The sequence below is a fragment of the Bradyrhizobium sp. NBAIM08 genome (assembly GCF_020193935.1).
In the GTDB taxonomy this organism is placed as follows: domain Bacteria; phylum Pseudomonadota; class Alphaproteobacteria; order Rhizobiales; family Xanthobacteraceae; genus Bradyrhizobium; species Bradyrhizobium yuanmingense.
In genome coordinates, this window is record NZ_JADYVR010000004.1 from 131,209 (window position 1) to 155,139 (window position 23,931).

At 64.3% G+C, this 23,931-nt stretch carries 25 protein-coding genes; 14 read left to right on the top strand and 11 right to left on the bottom strand.

Annotation, left to right across the window (positions count from 1 at the left end; translation table 11 throughout):
- Position 1: 1 nt before the first annotated feature.
- The 7 genes from I6F37_RS15210 to I6F37_RS15240 all read right to left on the bottom strand — a co-directional run bounded on the left by I6F37_RS15210 (position 2) and on the right by I6F37_RS15240 (position 5,765).
- Positions 2-445, bottom strand: coding sequence for a hypothetical protein (locus I6F37_RS15210; RefSeq protein WP_036009558.1), 444 nt, complete (start codon positions 443-445; stop codon positions 2-4).
- Between the two features lie 2 nt (positions 446-447).
- Positions 448-801, bottom strand: a complete 354-nt coding sequence (locus I6F37_RS15215) for a nuclear transport factor 2 family protein (protein WP_036009556.1) — start codon at positions 799-801, stop codon at positions 448-450.
- 98 nt (positions 802-899) lie between these two features.
- Positions 900-1,367 carry a MarR family transcriptional regulator gene (locus I6F37_RS15220; protein WP_036009555.1) on the bottom strand — a complete coding sequence of 156 codons (468 nt, stop codon included), beginning with the start codon at positions 1,365-1,367 and terminating at the stop codon, positions 900-902.
- 26 nt (positions 1,368-1,393) lie between these two features.
- Positions 1,394-3,004, bottom strand: coding sequence for an acyl-CoA synthetase (locus I6F37_RS15225; protein ID WP_036009553.1), 1,611 nt, complete (start codon positions 3,002-3,004; stop codon positions 1,394-1,396).
- A gap of 187 nt (positions 3,005-3,191) precedes the next feature.
- Positions 3,192-4,328, bottom strand: coding sequence for an epoxide hydrolase family protein (locus tag I6F37_RS15230; protein ID WP_036009551.1), 1,137 nt, complete (start codon positions 4,326-4,328; stop codon positions 3,192-3,194).
- A gap of 221 nt (positions 4,329-4,549) precedes the next feature.
- On the bottom strand, positions 4,550-5,005 hold the full coding sequence (locus I6F37_RS15235; protein ID WP_036009550.1) for a GatB/YqeY domain-containing protein: 456 nt from the start codon (positions 5,003-5,005) through the stop codon (positions 4,550-4,552).
- A gap of 58 nt (positions 5,006-5,063) precedes the next feature.
- On the bottom strand, positions 5,064-5,765 hold the full coding sequence (locus tag I6F37_RS15240) for an alpha/beta fold hydrolase (protein ID WP_036009548.1): 702 nt from the start codon (positions 5,763-5,765) through the stop codon (positions 5,064-5,066).
- 146 nt (positions 5,766-5,911) lie between these two features.
- Between I6F37_RS15240 and carA the strand changes: the two genes are divergently transcribed.
- A complete protein-coding gene (gene carA / locus I6F37_RS15245) occupies positions 5,912-7,102 on the top strand; it encodes a glutamine-hydrolyzing carbamoyl-phosphate synthase small subunit (protein ID WP_036009545.1) in 1,191 nt (396 codons plus the stop codon).
- Positions 7,103-7,347: 245 nt separating this feature from the next.
- Complete coding sequence (locus tag I6F37_RS15250) at positions 7,348-7,869, top strand: cupin domain-containing protein (protein ID WP_225114077.1); 522 nt, start codon at positions 7,348-7,350, stop codon at positions 7,867-7,869.
- Between the two features lie 139 nt (positions 7,870-8,008).
- Here I6F37_RS15250 and I6F37_RS15255 read toward each other — a convergent pair whose 3' ends face one another.
- Entirely contained in the window at positions 8,009-8,533 is a 525-nt protein-coding gene (locus tag I6F37_RS15255; RefSeq protein WP_036009542.1) for a Dps family protein, read from the bottom strand.
- A 105-nt stretch (positions 8,534-8,638) separates the two neighbouring features.
- Here I6F37_RS15255 and I6F37_RS15260 point away from each other — a divergent pair, with 105 nt between their 5' ends.
- The 3 genes from I6F37_RS15260 to greA all read left to right on the top strand — a co-directional run bounded on the left by I6F37_RS15260 (position 8,639) and on the right by greA (position 13,925).
- Complete coding sequence (locus I6F37_RS15260; RefSeq protein ID WP_036009540.1) at positions 8,639-9,340, top strand: class I SAM-dependent methyltransferase; 702 nt, start codon at positions 8,639-8,641, stop codon at positions 9,338-9,340.
- A gap of 433 nt (positions 9,341-9,773) precedes the next feature.
- A complete protein-coding gene (gene carB / locus I6F37_RS15265) occupies positions 9,774-13,238 on the top strand; it encodes a carbamoyl-phosphate synthase large subunit (RefSeq protein ID WP_225151835.1) in 3,465 nt (1,154 codons plus the stop codon).
- Positions 13,239-13,451: 213 nt separating this feature from the next.
- Positions 13,452-13,925: a transcription elongation factor GreA gene (gene greA / locus I6F37_RS15270; RefSeq protein ID WP_036009537.1), complete on the top strand. Its 474-nt coding sequence runs from the start codon at positions 13,452-13,454 to the stop codon at positions 13,923-13,925.
- Positions 13,926-14,164: 239 nt separating this feature from the next.
- Here the strand turns inward: greA and I6F37_RS15275 are convergent, their stop codons facing one another.
- Positions 14,165-14,644: an Lrp/AsnC family transcriptional regulator gene (locus I6F37_RS15275; RefSeq protein ID WP_008135853.1), complete on the bottom strand. Its 480-nt coding sequence runs from the start codon at positions 14,642-14,644 to the stop codon at positions 14,165-14,167.
- 267 nt (positions 14,645-14,911) lie between these two features.
- On the opposite strand from I6F37_RS15275, the gene trxB reads away from it, so the two are divergent.
- The 5 genes from trxB to I6F37_RS45545 all read left to right on the top strand — a co-directional run bounded on the left by trxB (position 14,912) and on the right by I6F37_RS45545 (position 18,879).
- Positions 14,912-15,877 carry a thioredoxin-disulfide reductase gene (trxB, locus tag I6F37_RS15280; RefSeq protein WP_036009535.1) on the top strand — a complete coding sequence of 322 codons (966 nt, stop codon included), beginning with the start codon at positions 14,912-14,914 and terminating at the stop codon, positions 15,875-15,877.
- 4 nt (positions 15,878-15,881) lie between these two features.
- Positions 15,882-16,805 carry a LysR family transcriptional regulator gene (locus tag I6F37_RS15285; protein WP_025032176.1) on the top strand — a complete coding sequence of 308 codons (924 nt, stop codon included), beginning with the start codon at positions 15,882-15,884 and terminating at the stop codon, positions 16,803-16,805.
- A gap of 446 nt (positions 16,806-17,251) precedes the next feature.
- Positions 17,252-18,160: a 4-hydroxy-tetrahydrodipicolinate synthase gene (locus I6F37_RS15290; RefSeq protein ID WP_036009534.1), complete on the top strand. Its 909-nt coding sequence runs from the start codon at positions 17,252-17,254 to the stop codon at positions 18,158-18,160.
- Between the two features lie 293 nt (positions 18,161-18,453).
- Positions 18,454-18,603: a hypothetical protein gene (locus tag I6F37_RS15295; RefSeq protein WP_167361666.1), complete on the top strand. Its 150-nt coding sequence runs from the start codon at positions 18,454-18,456 to the stop codon at positions 18,601-18,603.
- A gap of 147 nt (positions 18,604-18,750) precedes the next feature.
- The gene (locus I6F37_RS45545) at positions 18,751-18,879 is read left to right on the top strand and encodes a hypothetical protein (RefSeq protein ID WP_260345777.1); all 129 of its coding nucleotides are present in this window, start codon (positions 18,751-18,753) and stop codon (positions 18,877-18,879) included.
- A 68-nt stretch (positions 18,880-18,947) separates the two neighbouring features.
- Here the strand turns inward: I6F37_RS45545 and I6F37_RS15300 are convergent, their stop codons facing one another.
- Entirely contained in the window at positions 18,948-19,625 is a 678-nt protein-coding gene (locus I6F37_RS15300; RefSeq protein ID WP_025032179.1) for a ParA family protein, read from the bottom strand.
- A gap of 460 nt (positions 19,626-20,085) precedes the next feature.
- Positions 20,086-20,436: a hypothetical protein gene (locus I6F37_RS15305; protein WP_036009533.1), complete on the bottom strand. Its 351-nt coding sequence runs from the start codon at positions 20,434-20,436 to the stop codon at positions 20,086-20,088.
- Positions 20,437-20,799: 363 nt separating this feature from the next.
- On the opposite strand from I6F37_RS15305, the gene I6F37_RS15310 reads away from it, so the two are divergent.
- The 4 genes from I6F37_RS15310 to I6F37_RS15325 all read left to right on the top strand — a co-directional run bounded on the left by I6F37_RS15310 (position 20,800) and on the right by I6F37_RS15325 (position 23,901).
- Positions 20,800-21,966 carry a CaiB/BaiF CoA-transferase family protein gene (locus I6F37_RS15310; RefSeq protein WP_225151837.1) on the top strand — a complete coding sequence of 389 codons (1,167 nt, stop codon included), beginning with the start codon at positions 20,800-20,802 and terminating at the stop codon, positions 21,964-21,966.
- Between the two features lie 2 nt (positions 21,967-21,968).
- Positions 21,969-22,892, top strand: coding sequence for a CoA ester lyase (locus I6F37_RS15315; RefSeq protein WP_036009531.1), 924 nt, complete (start codon positions 21,969-21,971; stop codon positions 22,890-22,892).
- Between the two features lie 159 nt (positions 22,893-23,051).
- The gene (locus tag I6F37_RS15320; protein ID WP_157784037.1) at positions 23,052-23,198 is read left to right on the top strand and encodes a hypothetical protein; all 147 of its coding nucleotides are present in this window, start codon (positions 23,052-23,054) and stop codon (positions 23,196-23,198) included.
- Positions 23,199-23,496: 298 nt separating this feature from the next.
- Positions 23,497-23,901, top strand: a complete 405-nt coding sequence (locus I6F37_RS15325) for a nuclear transport factor 2 family protein (protein ID WP_036009529.1) — start codon at positions 23,497-23,499, stop codon at positions 23,899-23,901.
- Positions 23,902-23,931: the final 30 nt, after the last annotated feature.

The following is a 23,931-nucleotide window of genomic DNA, read 5'->3' on the forward strand; positions in this document are numbered from 1 at the left end:
ATCAGGACGCGATGGTGAGCTGCAGCGCCACTGCGATATTGGCCGCGAACAGAGCCGCGTCGATGACGAAGATCCGGAGCATCGGGCCCTTCAACACCGGCCAATAGGCCACCCCGACGCGGCCGCCGCGCATCAGCACCGGGACGTTATAGGCGAACTGGCTGAAATGGCAGGCGGCAAAGAACAGGAACAGCGCGAGCTGCGCTTCGACCGGCTGGAAGAAGGACGGACGGGCGGCCAGAAGATAGAGCGACAAGAGCCCGATCGGCAGATTCATGCCGCCGAGAAACGCGACGCTCGCTGCAAGGGTCGGCGCGATCGGATTGCTGCGCTCCTCTCGCGGCAGCAGGATCTTCAACGTGTTGGTTTGCGCGATGCTGAACTGGATGAACGCGCCCACGAACCAGAGCGTGTTGAGAAGCAGGACGATATCCGAAAATCGCATGGTCATTTTCCGTAGAAGGCTTCGCTGCGCACCACACGGCCCGCATCGTCGAAATCCATGAACTCGCTGGCGCGCGTATCGCCCAATTGCCACCACACCGTCAGTCGCGCGATCGCCTCGTCCCAGCTCCAATCCAGGATCTTCAGGTCGGCACTTTCGATGTGGCCGTAGGCTTTCCGCCAGTAGGCGCGAATGTTCTCGGCGCCGGTGACGGTCGGAGACCCCGTCAGGGTGAGCGCGAGAGGGCTGCGCATCTGCGCATCGTCGGCGAAATGGGCGACGACCGCGTCGATGTCCACTTTGCACCAGTTCGCGCACCATGCCGCGACGAAGCTTGCAGCGGCCGCGCGGTCCATTGCCTGTCCGCTCACGACACGGATCCTCCCTTCGGCTTGTGGCCCGGAAGGTGGCAAAGCGCGCGCCTCATGTCAACTATGTTGACTTGAGATTTCGGTCAGTTGTTGTCGGCGATCGCCTCCATCACGCCGATCCATCCGGCCGCACCGCTCGCCCCGGCGCGCGCGAACGCTTCGCGCAGGACCTGGCGCTCGTGGTCCGAGGCCCGCTGCTCGATGCGCCGCCCCGCTTCCGTCAGGCGCAGCAATTTCGAGCGGTGCTGCTCCGGCGAGCGCTTCGAGGTCAGGAGCTTGCGCTCCAGCAGCAGATTGAGCGGCCGGTTGAGGGCCTGTTTGGAAATGCCGAGGATCTCGATCAGCGCGCCGATGGCGATGTCGGGCCGGCGCGCCACCACGTAGAGGATGCGATGGTGCGGACGCGACAGGCCCTGCTTGGCCAGATATACGTCGGCCTGCAGCGTCATGCCGCGCCAGCCATAGTACATGAGCTCCAGCGCCGCATCGAGCTCGTGCAGCTTTGCGAGCGAGGCGCGGTGAAGCCCCGCGGCTTGAGACGTCTTTGCCATGGTCGGAAGCCAGCCCTTGTATGAAGTCAGCCTTTGGCCCGCAGCTCGCGGCGCAGCACCTTGCCGGTCGCCGTCATCGGCAGCGTCTCCGTGAACTCGACGAAGCGCGGATATTCGTGCGCGGCGAGCTGCACCTTGACGAAGTCCTGAATCTCGCGCGCCAGCGCGTCGCTGCCGGAAAAGCCCGGACGCAGCACGATCCAGGCCTTGATCGATTCGGTGCGGATCGGATCGGGAATGCCGACCACCGCAGCCATTGCCACCGACGGATGTTTCATCAGCGTGTGCTCGATCTCGGAGGGGCCGACGCGGTAGCCGGCGGTGGTGATGACGTCGTCCTCGCGGCTGACGTACCAGAAATAGCCGTCCTCGTCCTGCACGCCGAGATCGCCTGTGAGCAGGAAGTCGCCGGCATATTTCTTCGCGGTCGCCTCCGGATTGCGCCAATATTCGAGCATGGTGACGGGGCACGGCTGGCGCACGCCGATGATGCCGCGCTGCCCCCGCGGCAATTCCTCGCCCTTGTCGTTGACGATGCGGACATCGAAGCCCGGCGTCGCCTTGCCCATCGAACCCGGGCGGATCGGAAACAGGTTCGCGTTGCTGCCGATCACGAGGTTGCACTCGGTCTGGCCGAACACCTCATGCGCGTCGACACCAAACGTCTCGCGCACCCAGCCGAGCAATTCACCCCCGAGCGATTCGCCGCCGGTGAAGATGCTGCGCAGCTTGACGCCGGAATGCTTGACGCCGGCCTGCCGCATCAGCTTCAGCGCCGTCGGCGGCAGGAAGACGTTGCGGACGGCAAGATCGGCCATCATCTGCATCGCCGCTTGCGGCTCGAATTTCCGCGCGCGATGGCCGACCAAGGGAATGCCGTGGTACCAGAACGCGAGCAGGCCGTTGATGAGCCCGCCGATCCAGGCCCAATCCGCCGGCGTCCACATGAGATCGCCGGGCTTGGGCAAGAAGTTGTGGCACATCTCCACGTTCGGCAGATGGCCGAGCACGACACGATGCGCATGCAGCGCGCCCTTCGGGTTACCCGTCGTGCCCGATGTGTAGATGATCAGGGCGGGATCGTCGGCCGAGGTGTCCGCGCGCGTAAAGTCGGGCGAAGCGGCCTTCACCGCATCCCAGAACGATGTCGTGCCGGCGGGCACGCGCGCGCCGACGATGTAGACGCTCCTCAGCTCCGGCAGGCGGTCGCGGATCTTGGACAGCTTTTCCCAGCCAGCTTCGTCGGTGACGATCGCCTTGGCCTCGGAGTTCGACAGACGGAATTCCAGCGCGTCCTCGCCGAACAGGGCGAACAGCGGGATCGAGATCAGGGCCGAGCGAAACGCCGCCATGTGCACGATCGGCAATTCCAGCGACTGCGGCAGGAACACCGCGACGCGGTCGCCGCGGACTAGCCCGTCCGCCTTCAGCACACTGGCGAAGCGGCGCGACATCTCCGCGATCTCGTCGAAGGTGGTGCGGCTGGTGGCGCCGGTGTCGTCGACATAGATCAGCGCAAGCCGGCCGGTGCCGTCGGCATGGCGATCGCAGCACGCCTCCGCGATGTTGAAGCGCGCGGGGATATCCCAACGGAAGTTGCGGACGAGTTCGTCGTAGCTTGCGGCTTCGGTGAGCATGGTATGGTCGTTTCCGGTGTCTTGTTATTATCGTTCAGTCTAGGGCCGCGGGCGCACGGGACAAGTCCCTCGCCGTCATTCCGGGGCGCCCGAAGGGCGAGCCCGGAATCCATCGGGCCACAGGAAATGCCGCTTGATGGATTCCGGGTTCGACGCTGACGCGTCGCCCCGGAATGACGGCGGAGACTCACCGCACCGTCGCAAAAAACTTCCGGACATCGCGCACGAACAGCTCCGGCTGCTCGAAGGCGGCGAAGTGACCGCCCTTCTCCATCTCACTCCAATGCGTGATGTCATGGAAGTTCGGCTCCATCCAGCGCCGCACCGGCGTGACGATCTCCTTGGGGAACACCGCGACACCCGTCGGCACCTTCACCACCGGCGTGGTGCGGCGCTTGCCAAAGCTCTCCCAATAGAGCCGCGCCGACGAGGTCGCCGTCTGCGTCGCCCAATAGAGCATGACGTTGTCGAGCAGCTCGTCCTTGCTGAAGATGTTTTCGGGGTGGCCATTGCAATCGGTCCAGGCCCAGAATTTTTCCAGGATCCAGGCCGCCTGGCCGCTCGGCGAATCCGTCAGGCCATAGCCGAGCGTCTGCGGCCGCGTCGACTGCTGCTTGGAATAGCCGGAGTCGAGATCGGCGTAGTGCTTGAGGCCGGCCAGCGCCCGCTTCTCCTCTGGCGTCGGCTCGCCCTCGACCTTCGGTGCCGCGTTGAAGGCGAGCGTGATGTGGATGCCGGCGCAATGAGTGGGGTCCTGCGCTCCGAGCGAGGTCGTCACCGCCGAGCCCCAGTCGCCGCCTTGCGCGCCATAACGCGCGTAGCCCAGGCCGTCCATCAGCTTGGCCCAGGTCGCGGCAATGCGATCGACGCCCCAGCCGGTGGTCCCCGGCTTGCCCGAGAAGCCGAAGCCAGGCAGCGAGGGGCAGATCACGTGAAAGGCATCGGCGGGATTGCCGCCATGCGCGGCGGGATCGGTGAGCGGCGCGATCACCTTCTGGAACTCGACGATGGAGCCGGGCCAGCCGTGGGTGATGATCAACGGAAGCGCCGACGGCTCCTTCGCGCGCGCATGAATGAAGTGGATGTCGAGGCCGTCGATCTCCGTGGTGAACTGCGCAAAGCGATTGAGCTTTGCCTCGCGCGAGCGCCAGTCATACTCGTTGGCCCAATAGGTACAGATCTCCTGGATCCATTTCAGCGGCGCGCCCTGGCTCCAGTCGTCGACCAGCTCAGCCTCCGGCCAGCGCGTGCGGGCAAGGCGTGACTTCAGGTCGGCGAGGATGTCGTCGCCGATGGCGATGCGAAATGGCTTGATGGCGGTCATCGGTTGCTCCCGATTTGTTTCTGCCGGGAGAGTAGACCGAACCTATGCGGCATCAAAGGTGCCCCTTCTCCCCTTGTGGGAGAAGGTGGCGCGAAGCGCCGGATGAGGGGTCTCTATCCGCGTGAACTACTGGGAGAGGATCGCTCGCGGAGAAAGACCCCTCACCCGTCTCGCCGCTACGCGGCGAGCCACCCTCTCCCACAAGGGGAGAGGGGAAGAAGCTAGCCCGACAGCGCTGCCTTCACGAGACCAGACGCCTTGCCAAAATCCATCTGGCCCGCGTATTTCGCGCGCAGCACGGCGATCACCTTGCCCATGTCCTTCATGCCGGCAGCGCCGGTCTCGGCAATCGCATCCGCGATCGCCTTCTTCACGTCGTCATCGGACATCTGCTTCGGCAGATACGCCGAGATCACCGCGATCTCCTCGCGCTCCTGCGCGGCAAGCTCGGCGCGGCCGCCCTTGTCGTAGAGCTCGACCGCCTCCTGACGCTGCTTGATCATCTTCTGCAGCACCGCGAGGATGTCAGCGTCCGACAACGGCGGCTTGCCGCTGCCGCGCGCGTCGATGTCGGCGTTCTTGATGGTCGAGTTGACCATGCGCAGCGTGGACAGCTTGCGCTCGTCCTTGGCCTTCATGGCCTCCTTGACCGCATTGTTGATGTCGTCGCGCAGCATGATCGTGATCCCTTCGATATAAACGCCTGATCTAGGCCCTTTGCGGCCGTCGCACAACCTAGCTCCCCAGCCATTCGGTCAGCGCCTGAACCGTCGCCTCCGGCTGTTCGGCTTGCGGCAGGTGCCCGCAGCGATCGAGAATCACGAGCCTGGCGCCGGCGATGCCTTCGGCCATCTCCTTGGAGAAGGCGTTGGGGATGGTGTTGTCGGCATCGCCCGTCAGCACCAGCGTCGGGCATGTGATCGTCGCCAGCAAGGAGCGCGAATCCACCCGTGCGATGATCGCGGTCTGCTGCCGCAGATAGCCTTCGACGCCGACGTCCTCGTCCTGCGCATGCACGAGCCTGAGAATCTCGGCATCGTCGCGCCGCGACGGATGCACGAGCTCCGGAAAACTCTCCTCGCGCACGGCGCGCAGCTCGCCGCGTCTGGCGCGCTCCATCTGAGCGCGGCGGCGCGCGGTGGCCTCCGGCGAGTCGGGCCGCGCCTGCGTGTTGATCAGCGCGAGTTTTGTCACGCGCTCGCTGGCCTGGCGCATGATCTCGAAGGCGATGTAGCCACCCATGGAATGGCCGGCGAGGGCGAAGCGCGGCGGCGCCTCGGCGAGGATGCGGCGGGCGGTCGCAACCATGCTGTCGTCGCGGATGTGGTTGGCGACCGTCACCGGCCCGAAACGCCAGAGCGCAGGGATCACGGGCGCATAGATCCGGGCCGAGGACGCCAGCCCCGGAACCAGCACAATGGGGGTGGTCTGGTCCATTATTGCCTCGCAAGCCCAGGAAATTGCCGGAAATTGTGCGTCCGAGCTTAAGGGTGGGAGGAGGCCTGTCAAATATGCAAAAACGCATGTGAATCGGCCCTCTCTCGCTTTGACGTGCACACGCGGGGGGCTTATGAAGCGGGCTCATGACACAACATGACAACGATCCCGCCTGGCCGGACCACAAACCGACCGCGCTCCTCGTGCTTGCCGACGGCACGGTGCTGGAGGGCTTTGGTCTCGGCGCCGAGGGCCACGCCGTCGGCGAGGTCTGCTTCAACACCGCAATGACCGGCTATGAGGAGATCCTGACCGATCCCTCCTATGCCGGCCAGCTCATCACCTTCACCTTCCCGCATATCGGCAATGTCGGCACCAATGAGGACGACATCGAGACGGTGAACATGGCCGCGACGCCCGGCGCGCGCGGCGTGATCCTGCGCACCGCGATCACCAATCCCTCGAACTACCGCGCCACCAAGCATCTCGATGCCTGGCTCAAGGCCCGCGGCATCATCGGCCTCTCCGGCATCGACACCCGCGCGCTGACCGCGCTGATCCGCTCCAAGGGCATGCCGAACGCCGTGATCGCGCACTCGAAGTCTGGCGAGTTCGATTTGCACGGACTCAAGGAAGAGGCGCGCGAATGGCCGGGCCTCGAGGGCATGGACCTCGTGCCGATGGTGACGAGCGGCCAGCGCTTCACCTGGGACGAGATGCCCTGGGCCTGGGACAAGGGCTTCGGCCGCCAGGACAAGCCCGAGTTCAACGTCGTCGCCATCGACTACGGCATCAAGCGCAACATCCTGCGCCTGCTCGCCGGTGTCGGCTGCAAGGTGACGGTGGTGCCGGCGACGACCCCCGCCGAAGACATCCTGGGGTTGAAGCCGGACGGCGTGTTCCTGTCCAACGGTCCGGGCGATCCGGCCGCGACCGGCAAATATGCCGTGCCCGTGATCCGCGACGTGATCAAGTCGGGCACGCCGACCTTCGGCATCTGCCTTGGCCACCAGATGCTGGGCCTTGCCGTCGGCGCCAAGACCAAGAAGATGCATCAGGGCCATCACGGGGCCAATCACCCGGTGAAGGACGAGACCACCGGCAAGGTCGAGATCACCTCGATGAACCACGGCTTTGCCGTGGACGAGACGACGCTGCCGAAGGGCGCGACGCAGACCCACATTTCCTTGTTTGATGGATCCAATTGCGGCATCCAGCTCGACGGCAAGCCGGTATTCTCCGTGCAATATCATCCCGAGGCCTCACCCGGCCCGCGCGACTCGCATTACCTGTTCCAGCGCTTCGCCGACCTGATGCGGCAGAGGAAGAGGGCGTAAGGCGCGTTCTCCCCGAATACTTCACCAAAAGTCCGGGCTCGCCCGGACTTTTTCGTCATTCCGGGGCGCGCGTAGCGCGAGCCCGGAAATTCATCTGGCAACAGACTCTGCAGCGCCATGGATTCTCTGATGCGCAATTGCGCATCATAGCTCGACGCTGCGCGTCGCCCCGGAATGACGGTGGAACGAGGAACGTCGCCGCACGCGTTTGGTTGATCCCTGCTATTCTTGCGCAGGAGCCCGTCATGTCCGTCGTCCGCGACAAGGCCGAGCCGCTCGCCATTGTTTTCGAGGATGACGGGCTCGTGCCGAACAACATCCTTCCGTTCCTGGTCTACCAGGGCGCGGTGAAGCTCGACCCAAAGCGCCCGGAAGAGACCATCGAGAATCTGTTCGAAGCGAACGGCTGGGGCGGGACGTGGCGCAACGGCGTCTACGATTATCTGCATTATCATGCGACGGTGCATGAGGTGCTCGGCGTCGCGCGCGGCAGCGCCCGCGTGCGTTTCGGCGGCGATCACGGCCAGGAGCTTCAGATCAAGGCCGGCGACGTTGCGATCCTGCCCGCCGGCACCGGACATCAATGCATCAAGGCGAGCGATGATTTTTGCGTGATCGGCGCCTATCCGCCAGGCGCAAAAATGGAGATCACGCGCGCAACGCCGGAGAACCATGCGAAAGCGCTGAAGACGATTCCACAAGTGGCGTTGCCGCCCGCTGATCCCGTAACGGGGAAGGACGGCGCGCTGATGCGGCTGTGGCGGTAGCCACACGCGTGGTGCAGTAGGGTGGGTTAGCCAAAGGCGTAACCCACCTCTTCTGTTTCCGCGGACAGAGACAGTGGTGGGTTACGCCTTGCAGATGCGCTTCGCGCTTCTGCGAGGCTAACCCACCCTACGCATCCCGTTACGCCTCGTTGCCGCCCTCCTGCCTCGTCGCTTCAAACAGGAACCAGGTGCGGCGCTCGGTCTCGTCGATGAAGTTCTCCAAAATGCTGGCGCTGGCGACGTCGCCGGCCTCGTCGCAGACGTCGTGCGCCTTGCGCATCGCGGCAGCGACGTGCTTGTTGTCCTGCATCAGCTCGCGCAGCATCTCGCGCGGCGGGACGTAGTCCTCGTTGTTGTCCTTGATGGTCTGGAGCTTTGCGACCTGGCCGATCGACTTCAGCGTGGTGCCGCCGATCTTGCGGACGCGCTCGGCGAGCTGGTCGGTGGTGGCGAAGATCTGGTCGGACTGCTCGTCGAGCAGCAGATGGTAATCGCGGAAGTGGCGCCCGCTGATGTGCCAGTGGAAATTCTTGGTCTTCAGATAAAGCGCGAACGCGTCGGCCAGAAGCACGTTGAGCGCCTCAGAGACTTTCTTGACCCCGTCGGGCGACAGATCCGTGGGGGTATCGAGTTCGGGCGAGACCTTGTTGTTGGTTTTGCTCACGGGAGACCTTCCTGTTAGGACGCGGACATTGACGGCGCGCCGCCGCACCCCTAACGCAAGGTGGGCAGCGCGGTTCCTAGATAGGAACCCCTGGGCGGGATACCAATGGACGATTGGATCGATTATTACGACTCGACGCATACGATCTATGTCAGCAAGCTGCATCGCGACTTGCACTTCCAGATCATTGCGCGGGACATCATCGGCTACATCCCCTCGCCCGATGCGACGGTGCTGGACTATGCCTGCGGCGAAGCGCTGTCGGCGAGCCAGGTGGCGGCCGCCTGCGGCATGCTGATCCTGGCCGAGCCCGCGCCGGGCGTGCGCGGCCGGCTGATCGCGCGGTTTGCCCCAAACACCAAGATCCGCGTCCGCTCGCTCGAGGACGTCCGCAAGATGCAGGATCAGTCGATCGATCTCGTCGTGATGAACTCGGTCGCACAATACATGACGCCGGACGAGCTCGATGCGGCGCTATTGAACACCCGCCGCATCCTGAAACCCTCCGGCAAGCTGGTGCTGGGCGACATTCTACAGCCCAATGTCGGCATGGTCAGGGATGTGATGGCGCTGCTCGGGTTCGGCCTGCGTCACGGATTTCTGAAGGACGCGCTGATCGGGCTGATCAGCACCGCGCTGTCGGATTATCGCCAGCTGCGCTCGAAGATCGGACTGCAGCGCTACAGCGAGGACGAGATCACGGCCAAGCTGAAGGCGGCGGGCTTCGCGGTCCAGCGCGCCCACAGCAATATCGGGCACAACCGCTGGCGCATGACCTTCATCGCGAGGCCGCCTCTGGTCCGTTAAGCATAACGATCAGCTGAGGTGGCCTGGCGCACGCCGATCGGGAATAATCCTGATGGCCCGGTGGCGGAAATGTCTACGCGGGGGCGGTGCATCGCTCTTCATCCTGGTTCAAATCCAGGCCGGGTCTCCACGCTTCGCCCCTGCGGGGCTACGCGTGGCGCAGCCACGCAAGACCCGAAGGGGCGAAGCGTGTCCGGCGTAGCTGGAGCATAGCGGAAGCGGAGACGGACTGCCCGCCCGCCCCGACGATGCCGGCAACGCACCGTCAAACCCCTGAAAATTGGCGGTTGATGGGCGTTTTTCGGGGTTTCGCCGCTCCAAAAACTGGTTTAAGACCCACCCGCGCGCGAGGGAGACCCCGCGCTCTCGCCAAATGGGGACGCGCGGCAAGCGCGCCCTTTTTTTGTGCCCAGATCCCAGCCCGTGAGCGGTGATGCCCAAACGAACCGACATCTCGACCATCCTGATCATCGGCGCCGGTCCCATCGTGATCGGCCAGGCCTGCGAGTTCGACTATTCGGGCACGCAGGCGGTGAAGACGCTGAAGGAAGAGGGCTATCGCATCGTCCTCGTCAATTCCAACCCGGCCACCATCATGACCGACCCGGAATTGGCCGATGCGACCTATATCGAGCCGATCACGCCCGAGATCGTCGCCAAGATCATCGAGAAGGAACGTCACGTCGTCCCCGGCGGCTTCGCGCTGCTGCCGACCATGGGCGGCCAGACCGCGCTGAACTGCGCGCTGTCGCTGCGCCGCCAGGGCACGCTGGAGAAGTTCGACGTCGAGATGATCGGCGCCACCGCCGACGCCATCGACAAGGCCGAAGACCGCCAGCTGTTCCGCGAGGCCATGACCAAGATCGGGCTCGAGACGCCGAAGTCTCGGCTCGCCAACGCCTCCGAGCTGAAGAAGTCGTTCCGCGAGAAATACCAGGCCGAACGCGCAAAGCTGTCGGGCGCCGCGCTCGAAGAGCTCGACCGGCAGTGGACGCTCGGCGAGAGCGAGCGTCGCAAGCGCTACCAGGAATACGCCTTCGGCCAGGCCATGATGGCGCTGTCCGAGATCGGCCTGCCCGCGATCATCCGCCCCTCCTTCACGATGGGCGGCACGGGCGGCGGCATCGCCTACAACAAGGAAGAGTTCCTCGACATCATCGAGCGCGGCCTTGACGCGTCTCCCACCAACGAAGTGCTGATCGAGGAATCCGTGCTCGGCTGGAAAGAGTACGAGATGGAGGTGGTGCGCGACAAGAAAGACAATTGCATCATCGTCTGCTCGATCGAGAACCTCGATCCGATGGGCGTGCACACCGGCGATTCCATCACGGTGGCGCCGGCGCTGACGCTGACCGACAAGGAATATCAGATCATGCGCGACGCCTCGCTGGCGGTGCTGCGCGAGATCGGGGTCGAGACCGGCGGCTCCAACGTTCAGTTCGGCGTCAATCCCGAAGACGGCCGCATGGTCGTCATCGAGATGAATCCGCGCGTGTCACGCTCCTCCGCGCTGGCCTCGAAAGCCACCGGTTTTCCGATCGCCAAGGTCGCCGCCAAGCTCGCGGTCGGCTACACGCTCGACGAGATCGCCAACGACATTACCGGCGGCGCGACGCCGGCCTCGTTCGAGCCGACCATCGACTACGTCGTCACCAAGGTGCCGCGTTTTGCCTTCGAGAAATTCCCGGGCGCCTCGACCACGCTGACCACCTCGATGAAATCGGTCGGCGAGGTCATGGCGATCGGCCGCACCTTCCAGGAAAGCCTGCAAAAGGCGCTGCGCGGGCTCGAGACGGGATTGACCGGCCTCGACGAGATCGAGATCGAGGGCCTCGGCCGCGACGACGACAAGAACGCGATCCGCGCCGCGCTCGGCACTCCGACGCCGAACCGCATCCTCCAGGTCGCCCAGGCCATGCGGCTCGGCTGGTCGAACGAGGACATCTTTAACTCCTGCAAGATCGATCCGTGGTTCCTCGCCGAGATGCGCGGCATCGTCGAGATGGAGGAGAAGGTCAGGAAGAACGGCCTGCCTGGCAACGCCTTCGGCATGCGCACGCTGAAGGCCATGGGCTTCTCCGACGCGCGGCTCGCCGTGCTGGCCGAGACGACGGAGGCCGAAGTCAAGGCCAAGCGCCACGCGCTCGGCGTCCACCCGGTGTACAAGCGCATCGACACCTGCGCGGCCGAGTTCGCCTCGCCGACCGCCTACATGTACTCGACCTATGAGGCGCCGTTCGCCGGCCTGCCCGCGGACGAGAGCGCGCCGTCCGACAAGAAGAAGGTCATCATTCTCGGCGGCGGTCCCAACCGCATCGGCCAGGGCATCGAGTTCGACTATTGCTGCTGTCACGCCTGCTTCGCGCTGCATGACGCCGGCTACGAATCCATCATGGTCAACTGCAATCCGGAGACGGTGTCGACCGACTACGACACAGCCGACCGGCTCTATTTCGAGCCGCTCACCGCCGAGGACGTGCTGGAGATCATCGCCAAGGAGCGCAGCAACGGCACGCTGCACGGCGTGATCGTGCAGTTCGGCGGCCAGACGCCGCTGAAGCTGGCGCGCGCGCTGGAAGCCGCCGAAGTGCCGATCCTCGGCACCTCGCCCGACGCCATCGACCTCGCCGAGGACCGCGACCGCTTCAAGCGCGTGCTCGACAAGCTGCGCCTCAAGCAACCGAAGAACGGCATCGCCTATTCGGTCGAGCAGGCCCGCCTCGTCTCCGCCGATCTCGGCCTGCCGCTGGTGGTGCGCCCGTCCTACGTGCTCGGCGGCCGCGCGATGCAGATCATCCGCGAGGAGAACCAGCTCAATGATTATCTGCTCGGCACGCTGCCGGAGCTGGTGCCGGCCGACGTCAAGGCGCGCTATCCGAACGACAAGACCGGCCAGATCAACACCGTGCTCGGCAAGAACCCGCTGCTGTTCGACCGCTATCTGTCGGATGCCACGGAAATCGACGTCGACTGCCTGTGCGACGGCAAGGACACTTTCATCGTCGGCATCATGGAGCACATCGAGGAAGCCGGCATCCATTCCGGCGACAGCGCCTGCTCGCTGCCGCCGCACTCGCTCGATGCGGAAATGATCGAGGAGCTGGAGCGGCAGACCCGCGAGCTCGCGCTCGGCCTCGACGTCATTGGCCTGATGAACGTGCAATACGCCATCAAGGACGGCGAGATCTACGTGCTCGAGGTCAATCCGCGTGCCTCGCGCACCGTGCCGTTCGTCGCCAAGGTGGTCGGCACGCCGGTCGCCAAGATCGCCGCGCGCATCATGGCCGGCGAGAAGCTTGCCGATTTCAAGCTGAAGAAGGCGGCGCTCAAGCACGTCGGCGTCAAGGAATCGGTCTTCCCGTTCGCACGCTTCCCCGGCGTCGACACTGTGCTCGGCCCCGAGATGCGCTCGACCGGCGAGGTCATGGGAATCGACCGCTCGTTTGCGGTCGCCTTCGCCAAGAGTCAGCTCGGCGGCGGCACGCGGGTGCCGCGTAAGGGCACTGTGTTCGTCTCGGTGCGCGAAAGCGACAAGACGCGCATCGCGGATGCCGTGCGCGAATTGCATTCGCTCGGCTTCAAGGTGCTGGCAACCTCGGGCACGGCGCGCTTCCTGACCGACCAGGGCATCCCGACCGAGAAGGTGAACAAGGTGCTGGAAGGGCGGCCGCACATCGTCGATGCCATCACCAATGGCGACGTCCAGCTCGTCTTCAACACCACCGAAGGCCCGCAGGCGCTGGCCGACAGCCGCTCGCTGCGGCGCGCGGCCCTCTTGCATAAAGTGCCATATTACACCACTCTTTCCGGGGCCGTGGCGGCCGCGCAGGGCATCCGCGCCTATTTGGGTGGGGACCTTGAGGTTCGTACCCTGCAGAGCTACTTTTCGGAAACCTGATCGCTAGCGGCAGCGAAGCTTCCGCTAAGTGATTGGCAATGAAGCCACAATGGCCGGAGGAACCGATCCGGCCAGGTGGCAGTTCTGTTCCGGCGCTAAAGCCCATATCTGTCAAGGTCCGGCAGCCCCTCTTTGGGCTCTGGAGGACTGACGAATCAAGGTTGCGGCGCCCATCCGCATTCTGGGGCGCACGATCGAAGGACGAGAGAGACGATGGAAAAGGTTCCGATGACCCAGGCCGGCTTTGTCGCGCTCGGGGAAGAATTGAAGCAGCGCCAGTCCGTGGACCGTCCGCGGATCATCGAGCATATCGCGGAGGCGCGCTCGCACGGAGACCTGTCGGAGAACGCGGAATATCATGCCGCGAAGGAAGAGCAGTCGCACAATGAGGGTCGCATCGCCGAGCTCGAGGACAAGCTCGCGCGCGCCGACATCATCGACATCTCCAAGCTCTCCGGCGACACCATCAAGTTTGGCGCCACCGTGACGCTGGTCGATGAGGACACCGAGAAGAAGACGGTGTGGCAGATCGTCGGCGAGGTTGAGGCGGACGCCAAGAAGGGCCGGATCTCGATCACCTCGCCGCTCGCACGCGCATTGATCGGCAAGAAGAAGGGCGCCACGGTCGAGGTCAACACGCCGGGCGGCGCCAAGGCGTACGAGATCACCAAGGTGGAGTGGCGGTAAGGACTTGCCGCTGCGTCTGCTGACGTTTCGAAAAGGCCGCGCAGTGCGCGGCCTTTTTGGCGTGTTGCTGGAGTTGTGGCGGACACACGTTCTCACCACACGTCATTGCGAGCGGAGCGAAGCAATCCAGACTGCCTCTGCGGAAAGACACTGGATTGCTTCGCTCCGCTCGCAATGACGGAGAGGACCGTGGACTGGTCTTCACCTCTCCCCGTAAGAACGGGGAGAGGGAAAAGACCCTACCGTCGTCCCTTCACCTCGAGCGGCACGGCCGCCTCGTACTTCGAATTGTGCAGCACCAATGACGTGCGCACGTTGCGGACATGCGGTGCCGCCGTCAGATGCGTGACGAAATCCTGGAAAGTGGCCATGTCGGGTGCGACGCATTTCAGGATGAAATCGACCTCGCCGGACAGCATCCAGCATTCCCGCACCAGGGGCTCGGCGCGGACGAACTCCTCGAACGCGCGCAAATCCGCTTCGGCCTGGCTGGACAGGTGCACGGCGGCGAAAACGGTCACGTCGAAGCCCAGCTTGCGTGCGTCCAGGAGGCCGCGATAGCCGTGGATGTAACCCTCCTCCTCCAGCGCCCGGACGCGGCGCAGACAGGGGGGCGGCGAGATGCCGACGCGCTTGGCCAGTTCGACATTGGTGATTCGACCGTCGGCCTGAATCTCGGTGAGAATTTTCAGGTCGATCTCGTCTAGGTTCCGCGACACGTGATTGGAACTCCTGGCCTTTGCGGCGGTATTGGGTGGACTTGTCGAAATCCTCATAGCCCAATCCGCACCGCCGGCGCAATTTTATTGCGCGTGCAGCGCAATCGACTTTTGTTCCCTGTTGGAAAAATCCGCCGATAGGGAATGCAATTCTTGCATGGCTCGCCAGATTGCTTAGATTAGCTCTGATATTTCAGCGCCTCCGCTAGGCCTCCCGGCACATTCCGCGCCCGCGCTGCAAATCCCCCGTGAAAGGCGTCCATCGAAATGTCCGCTCCTGTTCATGCAAAGGTCGTCATCATCGGCTCCGGCCCCGCTGGCTACACCGCCGCGATCTACGCCGCGCGCGCGATGCTTGAGCCGATCCTGATCCAGGGCATCCAGCCCGGCGGCCAGCTCACCATCACGACCGACGTCGAGAACTATCCAGGCTTCGCCGACGTGATCCAGGGCCCCTGGCTGATGGAGCAGATGGAGAAGCAGGCGGTCCATGTCGGCACCAAGATCGTCTCCGACCTGGTGACCAAGCTGGAGACGGCGCAGCGGCCGTTCCGCCTCACCTGCGATTCTGGCGACGTCTATCTCGCCGAGACCGTGATCCTGGCCACCGGCGCGCAGGCGCGCTGGCTCGGGCTGCCGTCGGAAGCCAAGTTCCAGGGCGGCGGCGTGTCGGCCTGCGCCACCTGCGACGGCTTCTTCTACCGTGGCAAGGAGGTGATCGTGGTCGGCGGCGGTAACACCGCGGTCGAGGAAGCACTGTACCTCACCAACCATGCCTCGCAGGTCACGATCGTGCATCGTCGCGATCATTTCCGGGCCGAGCGCATCCTGCAGGAGCGCCTGTTCAAGCATCCGAAGATCAAGGTGATCTGGGATGCCGCGGTCGACGAGATCTGCGGCACCGAGAACCCCAACAAGGTCACCCATGTCCGGCTCAAGAACGTCAAGACCGGCGCGCTCACGGACGTGAAGGCCGACGGCATCTTCATCGCCATCGGGCATGCGCCCGCGACCGAGCTGGTCAAGGATCAGGTCAAGCTGAAACCCTCCGGCTATATCGAGGTCGCCCCGAACTCGACCGCGACCTCGGTGCCCGGCCTGTTCGCCGCCGGCGACGTCGCCGACGAAACCTACCGCCAGGCCGTGACGGCCGCCGGCCTCGGCTGCATGGCCGCACTCGAAGCCGAACGTTTCTTGGCCCTTCGCGCCAGCGAGCGCGCGGCAGCGGAATAGAATCATGCCCCGAACACGCGACGGATTTACGGATATGGACTGGGACAAGCTGAAGGTGTTTCACGCCGCGGCGGAAGCGGGCAGCTTCACGCATGCGGGCGAGCAGCTCGGCCTGTCGCAATCGGCGGTGTCGCGCCAGGTCTCGGCGCTGGAGCAGGAGCTCTCGGTCTCGCTGTTCCACCGCCACGCCCGCGGCCTGATCCTTACCGAGCAGGGCGACCTGTTGTTCCGCACGGCGCATGACGTTTTCATGCAGCTGCAGGCGGCGCGCGCCAAGCTGACCGACAGCCGCGAGCGGCCGAGCGGCGATCTCAAGATCACCACCACGCCCGGCGTCGGCATCAACTGGCTGATCCCGCGGCTCGGCGAATTCACCGCGCTCTATCCGGAGATCCGCATCTCGCTGATCGTCACCGACGAGGAGCTCGATCTGTCGATGCGCGAGGCTGATGTCGCGATCCGCACCCGCAAGCCGACGCAGCCGGATCTGATCCAGCGCAAGCTGTTCGCGATGGGCTTCCACGCCTATTGCTCGCCGGAATACATCAAGCGCTTCGGCACGCCGCGCACGCTGGAGGAGCTCGACTCCCACCGCATCATCACGCTCTCGGACGGCAACTTCGCGCCGCACCTGCAGAACCGCAACTGGCTGATCGAAGCCGGGCGCAACGGCTCGGGTCCGCGCGAAGCCTACTTCAAGGTCAACAACATCCTCGGTCTCGTGCGCGCCTGCGCGCAGGGCCTCGGCATCGCCGCCCTGCCCGATTACCTGGTCGAGGAGCAGAGCAAGCTCGTGCAGCTGTTCGGCGAGTCGGACTCGATCCAGCTCGACACCTACTTCGTCTATCCCGAGGAGTTGAAGACGGTCGCGCGCGTGCAGGTGTTCCGTGACTTCGTGGTGAGCAAGGCGCAACGCTGGCCGTCCTGATTTCCGCATGACTGACATGCGGCCTCGGCTGTTGCTGCAAGGCACTCGGCAAGCCCATAATGTTTGCACGCTGAGCCTTCGCGTTGCGCATTTGTCCCCCTCCTCCAGTGGCGCGGGAGTTCAGTAATCCCTCTTGGAAGGTGATTGTGTCGGCCTCACGTGGCCAATACCTAAGCCGGGCCCTCGGGTCCGGCTTTTTTTCGTCAAAATGTGCTTCGCTCTCCGCGTGTGTTGACAGTTCCGCGCATACCCCGCATCATTCGCCCATGATCACGAAGTCGTGCGCAATCGTTTCGAAAAAAGGCCCCCATCCCGGGGCCTCGGAATATTGCGCGCGCTAAGCTGACTTCGTCATCGCGAGCCAATCCCGAAAACCCCGCCGCCTGGACGGGGTTTTTTCATGTGCCCTCCGTCTCAGGCATTTTTCCCGAGAAGGAGATGGAAACATGACCGCACTACGAGATCACTTGCACGGGCTGTGGCTGCCGCTGGTGACGCCGTTCCAGGACGGCGCGCTGGACGAGAGGTCGCTGCGGCGGCTGACCCGGCACTATTGCGCGCACGGCATCGACGGCCTCATCCTGGGCGCGACCTCCGGTGAAGGCATGACACTGCGCGCGGCCGAGCTCGAACGTCTCGTCGCCGTGGTGCGCGAGGAGATGGCGACCGCCGGCCGCAACTTGCCGATCTGCCTCGGACTGTCCGGTGCGGACACCTCGCGTCTGCAAGAGCGCCTCGACGAGACCGCGGACTGGCCGATCGACGGTTACCTGATCGCCAGTCCCTATTATGTGCGGCCGTCGCAGCGCGGCCTGCTGGCGCATTTCGAGACGCTCGCCGACCACGCCGCATGGCCGATCGCGCTCTACAACATTCCCTATCGCTGCGCCGTCAACATCACCAACCAGACCATGCTGCGCCTTGCCGAGCACAAGAACATCGTCGGCCTGAAGGATTGCGGCGCGAGCCGGGAGCAATCGATCGCGCTCTTGCGCGACCGGCCGAAGGGCTTTCGCGTGCTCACCGGCGAGGACGCCAATTTCTTCGAGGCACTCAGTGACGGCGCCGACGGCGGCATCGTGCTCTCAGCCCATGTCGAGACCGCAACGTTTGCGGCAATCTATAGCGAGCACAAGCGCGGCAACCACGATGCAGCGCTGGCGCGCTGGCACGAGGTCGCCGAGCTGACGCGGCTGTTGTTCGCCGAGCCGAGCCCCGCGCCGGCGAAGTATTGGCTGTGGCGATCCGGCCTGATCGACAGCCCGGAGGTGCGCCTGCCGATGGTGGAAGTGAGCAGCGAGCTCGCGGCAACGATCGATCGCGAGATCGAGCGACGGGTGACGATCGCGGCGTAGTTTTCTCTCCGTGCACGCTGCTCTTCCTTCTCCCCTTGTGGGAGAAGGTGGCGCGAAGCGCCGGATGAGGGGTTTTCTCCAAGCGCAAAAGACTGTTTGTGTGGAGACAGACCCCTCACCCGTCTCGCCGCTCCGCGGCGAGCCACCCTCTCCCACAAGGGGAGAGGGTGAAAGCGTGCCCGTTTGGTTAACCGCGCCCCAACGGCCTTCGCAGCTGCCGCAATCCGTATCCACGTCTCGTTTACGTGACTGCGCCTATCGTTCTGTCCAAAGTTACCGAAGGGGAAATGACCATGGGGTATCGCACCCGGCCTACCGCCGCGAGCCAGTTCGCGCCCGCCGATCTCTTGAAGGGAATTCTCGTCGTCTCGTCGTTCGGGTTCTGGGCCGTGATGCTCGGCCTGATGCCGGTGCTGCTGTTTCGCGTCTGGCTGGTCGGCTGAAGCTGCGCGCGCGGGATGGTTAATCCGTGGTAGCACCTGTGTTCAAAATGCACGGGCAGATGCGATCCGGATCTTAAAACATCGCTGCTATCACTGACGTCCATAAGCGAAGAAATCGCGGGGGCGTTTGTGAATAGTCAGAATGAAATGGCGTCGCATTTCGACGCCGAACAGCAGGGCTTCAGCACCGAGGACATTCTCTGGGCCGTCGGCATCTGGTCGGTGATCCTGACTCTGTCGCCGGTCATCGTGTTCTACATGCTGATGGTGGCGTGAGCGAAATCAGAAACGCAAAACGCGCGGACTTCCGCGCGTTTTTCGCCGTTCGACATGATCAATGAAAATTAAGCTGCCTGCTTGTGCATTGCGCCGGAGGCCGACGCGGTGCCGCGGATAGCCTTGACCGAACGCTCGATCGCCGCCCAGAGCCTGGCGATTTCCTGAGCCGCACGGCTCTCGGCCTGATATTCGCGCGCGCCTTCGCCGTGGCTGAGCGCCATCAACAAATCCGAACGATTGGTGATCTGGCCGCCCCACACCGGAGCGCGGAATTTCGCCAGTGCTTCGCGGGCGATGGTGACGATCGGGCTTTCGGCTTCGTCGCGCTTGGCCGGGGCACCGTTGAGCACGACCGCATAGGGCTTGCGCGCGGCGCGGCACATCTGGATGGTTTCCTGCACGGCGTTGACGTCGAACACGCCGGGACGCGCCGGGATGACCACCATGGTGGCGTTCTTGATCGCGTCGTCGACGACGGCCGACAGGTTCGGCGGCGTGTCGATCAACACCCATTCATAACCGTCGCGCTTGGCCGCGGAGACGATGCCGCTGACGGAGTTGACGGCAGCCTTGATCGGGGGCTCGTTGGTGCCGCGGAGCTTGTGCCACAGCGTCAGGGAGCCCTGCGGATCGGCGTCAACCAGCATGACCTGCTTGCTCGCCTTGATCTGCGCGGCGAGATGCGCGGCGAGGGTACTCTTGCCCGAACCGCCTTTACGTGATGCGAAAACAATAACGTTCATACCTTCCGCCTCCAGATTGACCCCAGGCCGCGAAAATGAATCAGCGCGCTGATTCGTGAAAGAAAAATTTGTCGGGAGCTGCGCGACAGCCACGAAATAACAAGACGTGTTGGCTTTTGAGTCACACTGCTTCGCAGGAGGCGGACACGGGCCGCATCGAAATGCCGCCCGTGCGGGGCGTCTGTGCGTTTTTTGAGCAATGCGCGGGACAAAAGCGGAATGCAACCTTGCCGCGCAAACCTGCCGCGCGCTTTCTTTTCAGGGGCGCACGCCCGTCAATCGATGCAAGCCTTCCGGCGTCGTGCGAACAAAACGAGTCCGCAATCTGTCGCGAAGCCGATGTCAGGGCCGGAACGAGGAAAGCGCGCGATTGCGCGCCTTCGGCGGAGTTTCAAACCGGAACGCGCTGCTGGGCGCTCAGCCTTGGTCGCTGGGCGCTCAGCCTTTGGCCGCTGGGCGCTCAGCCTTGGCTGGATTTCTTCTTCGGCGCCGGCTTGGCGGTCTTCTTCGCAGCCTTGGGCGCGATCTGGGTCGGCTTGCCGGCGCGCTGCTCGCGCGGCGCCGGTCCGCGGCGGAAGAACACCGCGCATTGCGGCGAGAGCTGCGCCTTCTTCTTGATCATGCAGGCGGTGATGGCATCGACGTTCGGGACGAACTCGCCGCACAGCCGCATCGCGTCCGGCGTGCAGGCCTGCTGCTCCTCCTGGGTGTAGGCGAAGCCGGCGCGCGGCAGCGCCAGGATGGCCAGGGCAAGCGCGAGGCTTGCAACGGCCAAGGGCTTTGCAAAGGACTTGAAGCGAAACGCCGGCATCGATCCCCCCACATCACGAGTCAGCGCGAATAGTGGGTGAACGGCTGTTCGTTGGCAACCGAGGGCAAGTGCGAAAGCCGGCACGTGTGCGCTCTCGGCAACAGGTCAGGGGCCTCGGCAGTTCCGGGAAAGGAAACGAAGGCGCCGCTGTCGGCCCCAAAACACAAAAGTGAGAAAACAACCCCATGCACAGTAGCCAAGTCATTGCAAACGCTCACGTCGCCGAATTTTAGGATTTTTCGAAGCCAAATTTGACTTGTCGGGCAAAACAGGGGCATCATGTCACCCTCAAAAAGATGCGCGTGGGGTGGCCGGCCTGTCTCCTGCGCTGGTCGGAAAAGCGCACACGAGGAGGACAATCACATGACGGGAAATGAAGCGGAGCTGCCGCTGTCGGGAGTGACGGTGGTTTCGCTGGAGCAGGCGATCGCGGCGCCGCTGGCGAGCCGGCACCTCGCCGATTGGGGCGCGCGGGTGATCAAGATCGAGCGGCCGGGCAGCGGCGATTTCTGCCGCGACTACGATCACGTCATGAACGGCATGTCGAGCCAGTTCGTCTGGACCAACCGCTCCAAGGAGAGCCTTGCCATCGACATCAAGAGCCCCGAGGGCCGCAAGGTGCTCGAGGCCCTGCTGCCGCGCACCGATGTGTTCATCCAGAACCTCGCGCCCGGCGCGGCCGAGCGGCTCGGCCTCGATGCCGCATCGCTCACGCGCAAATATCCGCGCCTGATCGCCTGCGACGTCTCCGGCTATGGCACTGATGGCCCCTACAGCGACAAGAAGGCCTATGATCTCTTGGTGCAGTGCGAGGCCGGCGTGCTCGCCATCAACGGCACCGAGGCGGAGCCGGCCAAGGTCGGGCTATCAGTCGTCGATATCGCCACTGGCATGTACATTCTGAACGGGGTGCTGATGGCACTGTATCGCCGCGAACGCACCGGCAAGGGCACGGCGTTCCAGGCCTCACTATTCGATTCCATCACGGACTGGATGAGCTATCCCGCCTTCTACACCGAGAGTACGGGCCGGCCGCTGCCGCGCACCGGTGCCAAGCATGCGACGATCGCGCCTTACGGCCCGTTCCGCGTCGGCGACGGCAACACGATCTTTCTCGGCATCCAGAACGATCGGGAATGGCGCTCGCTGTGCCGCATCGTGCTTGATGATGCCGACTTCGCCGACGACCCGCCCTTCCGCACCAATCCGCTGCGCATGCAGAACCGTGACGAGCTGCAGGCGCATATCGAGCAGCGCTTTGCATCGATGACCAGCGAGGAAGTGCTGCGGCTGCTGGACGAAGCCGCGATTGCCAACGCGCACCTGAACTCGGTCGAGGCTTTCTTAGCTCATGAGCAGCTGCATGCCCGCGCGCGGGTGAGAAGCGTGGGATCGCCGTGCGGGCCGGTGATGAGCTTCCTGCCCGCGCTCACCATTCCCGGCGTGACGCCGCGGATGGATCCGGTGCCTGATGTCGGCGAGCACAACGAGAAGATCCTCGGCGAACTCGGCCTCGTTAAGGGAACGTGAGAATGGCCTCGCAGCGCCCGACGCGGGCCTATCTCGCCGTTCCCGCGCATCGCGCTCGTGTCGTCGCCAAGGCGGCGGCATCATCGGCGGACGCGGTGTTCATGGATCTCGAAGACGCCGTGCCGCCCGCCGAGAAGGGCGTTGCGCTGACGGAAGCCGCCCGCGCGCTGTCCTCGCTCGACTGGGGCAGCAAGCACGTCGCGGTCAGGCTCAATGCGGTCGACAGCCCGTTCATCGCAGAGGAGATCCGCTGCCTGGCGGCCCTGCCCCGGCTGGATGCTTTGATCGTTCCGAAGGCGGAGCGGGTGAGTGACATCGTTGCCATCGCCGATCGCTTCCGCGCAGCCGCGCCGGATCGCGCCGCGCCTGTTGCGCTCGAGCTGCTGATCGAGACCGCGCTCGGCCTCGTCAATGTCGACGCCCTCGCCGCCTGCCACGACAGCGTGGCCGCACTGCATCTCGGCGTCGGCGACCTCGCGGCCTCGCTCGGCGCCCGTACCTCCGACATCGGCATCTCGCCGGATGGCTACCGCCACGTCGGCTCCGCGCAAAGCGGCTACGCCTCAGCGCCGCTCGACCTGTTCGCCTATCCGATGATGCGCCTGCTGGTCGCCGCCCGCGCCTGCGGCCTGCGCGCGATCGACGGCCCCTGCGGCGCGTTCCGCGATGCTGGGCTGACCGAGGCCAGCGCGCAAAAGGCCGCGGCGATGGGCTTTGACGGCAAGCAGGTGATCCACCCCGACCAGATCGAGCCGACGCTGCGGGCGTTCACGCCGTCGGCCGAGGAGCTGGCCCAGGCGCGGCGGGTGGTCGAGGCCATGGAGCAGGCCGAAGCGCAGGGCCAGGGCGCGGTGACGCTGGACGGCAAGATGATCGACTATGCCAATGTGCGCATGGCGCGGAGGATCATTGGGTTGGGGTCGTAGCGCTCGGAGGCTGAGATGACTGCGGCGCATCCTTCGAGACGCCCGCTTCGCGGGCCCTCAGGATGAGGACGGACTGCGTGGCAGCAGTTTCGCGGGCACCGCTGCCGCTGATCCTCACCCTGAGGAGACCGCCACCGGGTCCGCGCGAAGCGTGGCCCGATGACAGGCTCCGCTGTCGTCTCGAAGGGCGAGGCGCTGGGCACGCCGCGCGCGGCGGTGGCGCTCGTGGTGGCGTTGCTGGTTCTCGCGCGGTCGCGTCCAAGCCACGACCAAGGCAAGCGGGCGACGCCGCGCGGCCTCGGATAGCATTGCCTCGATCAGCGCAGACCCAGGAACGAGAGCACCGCACCAATCACGACGACCAGCCCGATGATATAGATGATACCGTTCATGGCTCAGCTCCTCAGCGTTGTCTGTCCTGCCGCTGCTACAAACAGGCGGGAGCCTGAAAGGTTCGCCGGTACATCTCGCCATTTCCTGTCAGACGCGGGGAACGAAAATGTACCATCTGCTCCGCCGCGCCGGGGGGCGTGCCACTTCCAGATGATTTTGCCTTTGCACGCGAAGGTCGCTAGTCTCTCCTGATACGTTCAGGGAGGGGAATATGGCACAACGCGAAGAAATGCTCGCAGTGGTCCGGCGCGCCTATGCCGCACGCGACAATGATGATGCCGAGGGTCTGGTCGCCGCTTTTGATCCCAAGGGTCTGTTCACCTTGATGGGGGACAAGAATGCACTCGAATTGACGGGAAGCGTGGAGGGACACCCAAGCCTGCGTGGTGCCTTCAGCAAATTGATCGAAGACTTCGGTTTCGAAGGCCGCGAGATCCTGGCTGAGCTGGTTGACGGAGATAGGATCGCCATCCATTCCCGCGTCGACGTTCGATATCGTCCGACCGGAAAGGCGGTCAGCACCGAGATCCTGGACCTGTTCAGATTTCAGGACGGCAAGATCGTCGAGTTGATCGAGTTCGCGGATACGGCGCAGGTCAAGGCGATGATTTCCTGACGGACGCTGAGATGGATTGAAGCGCCCTCG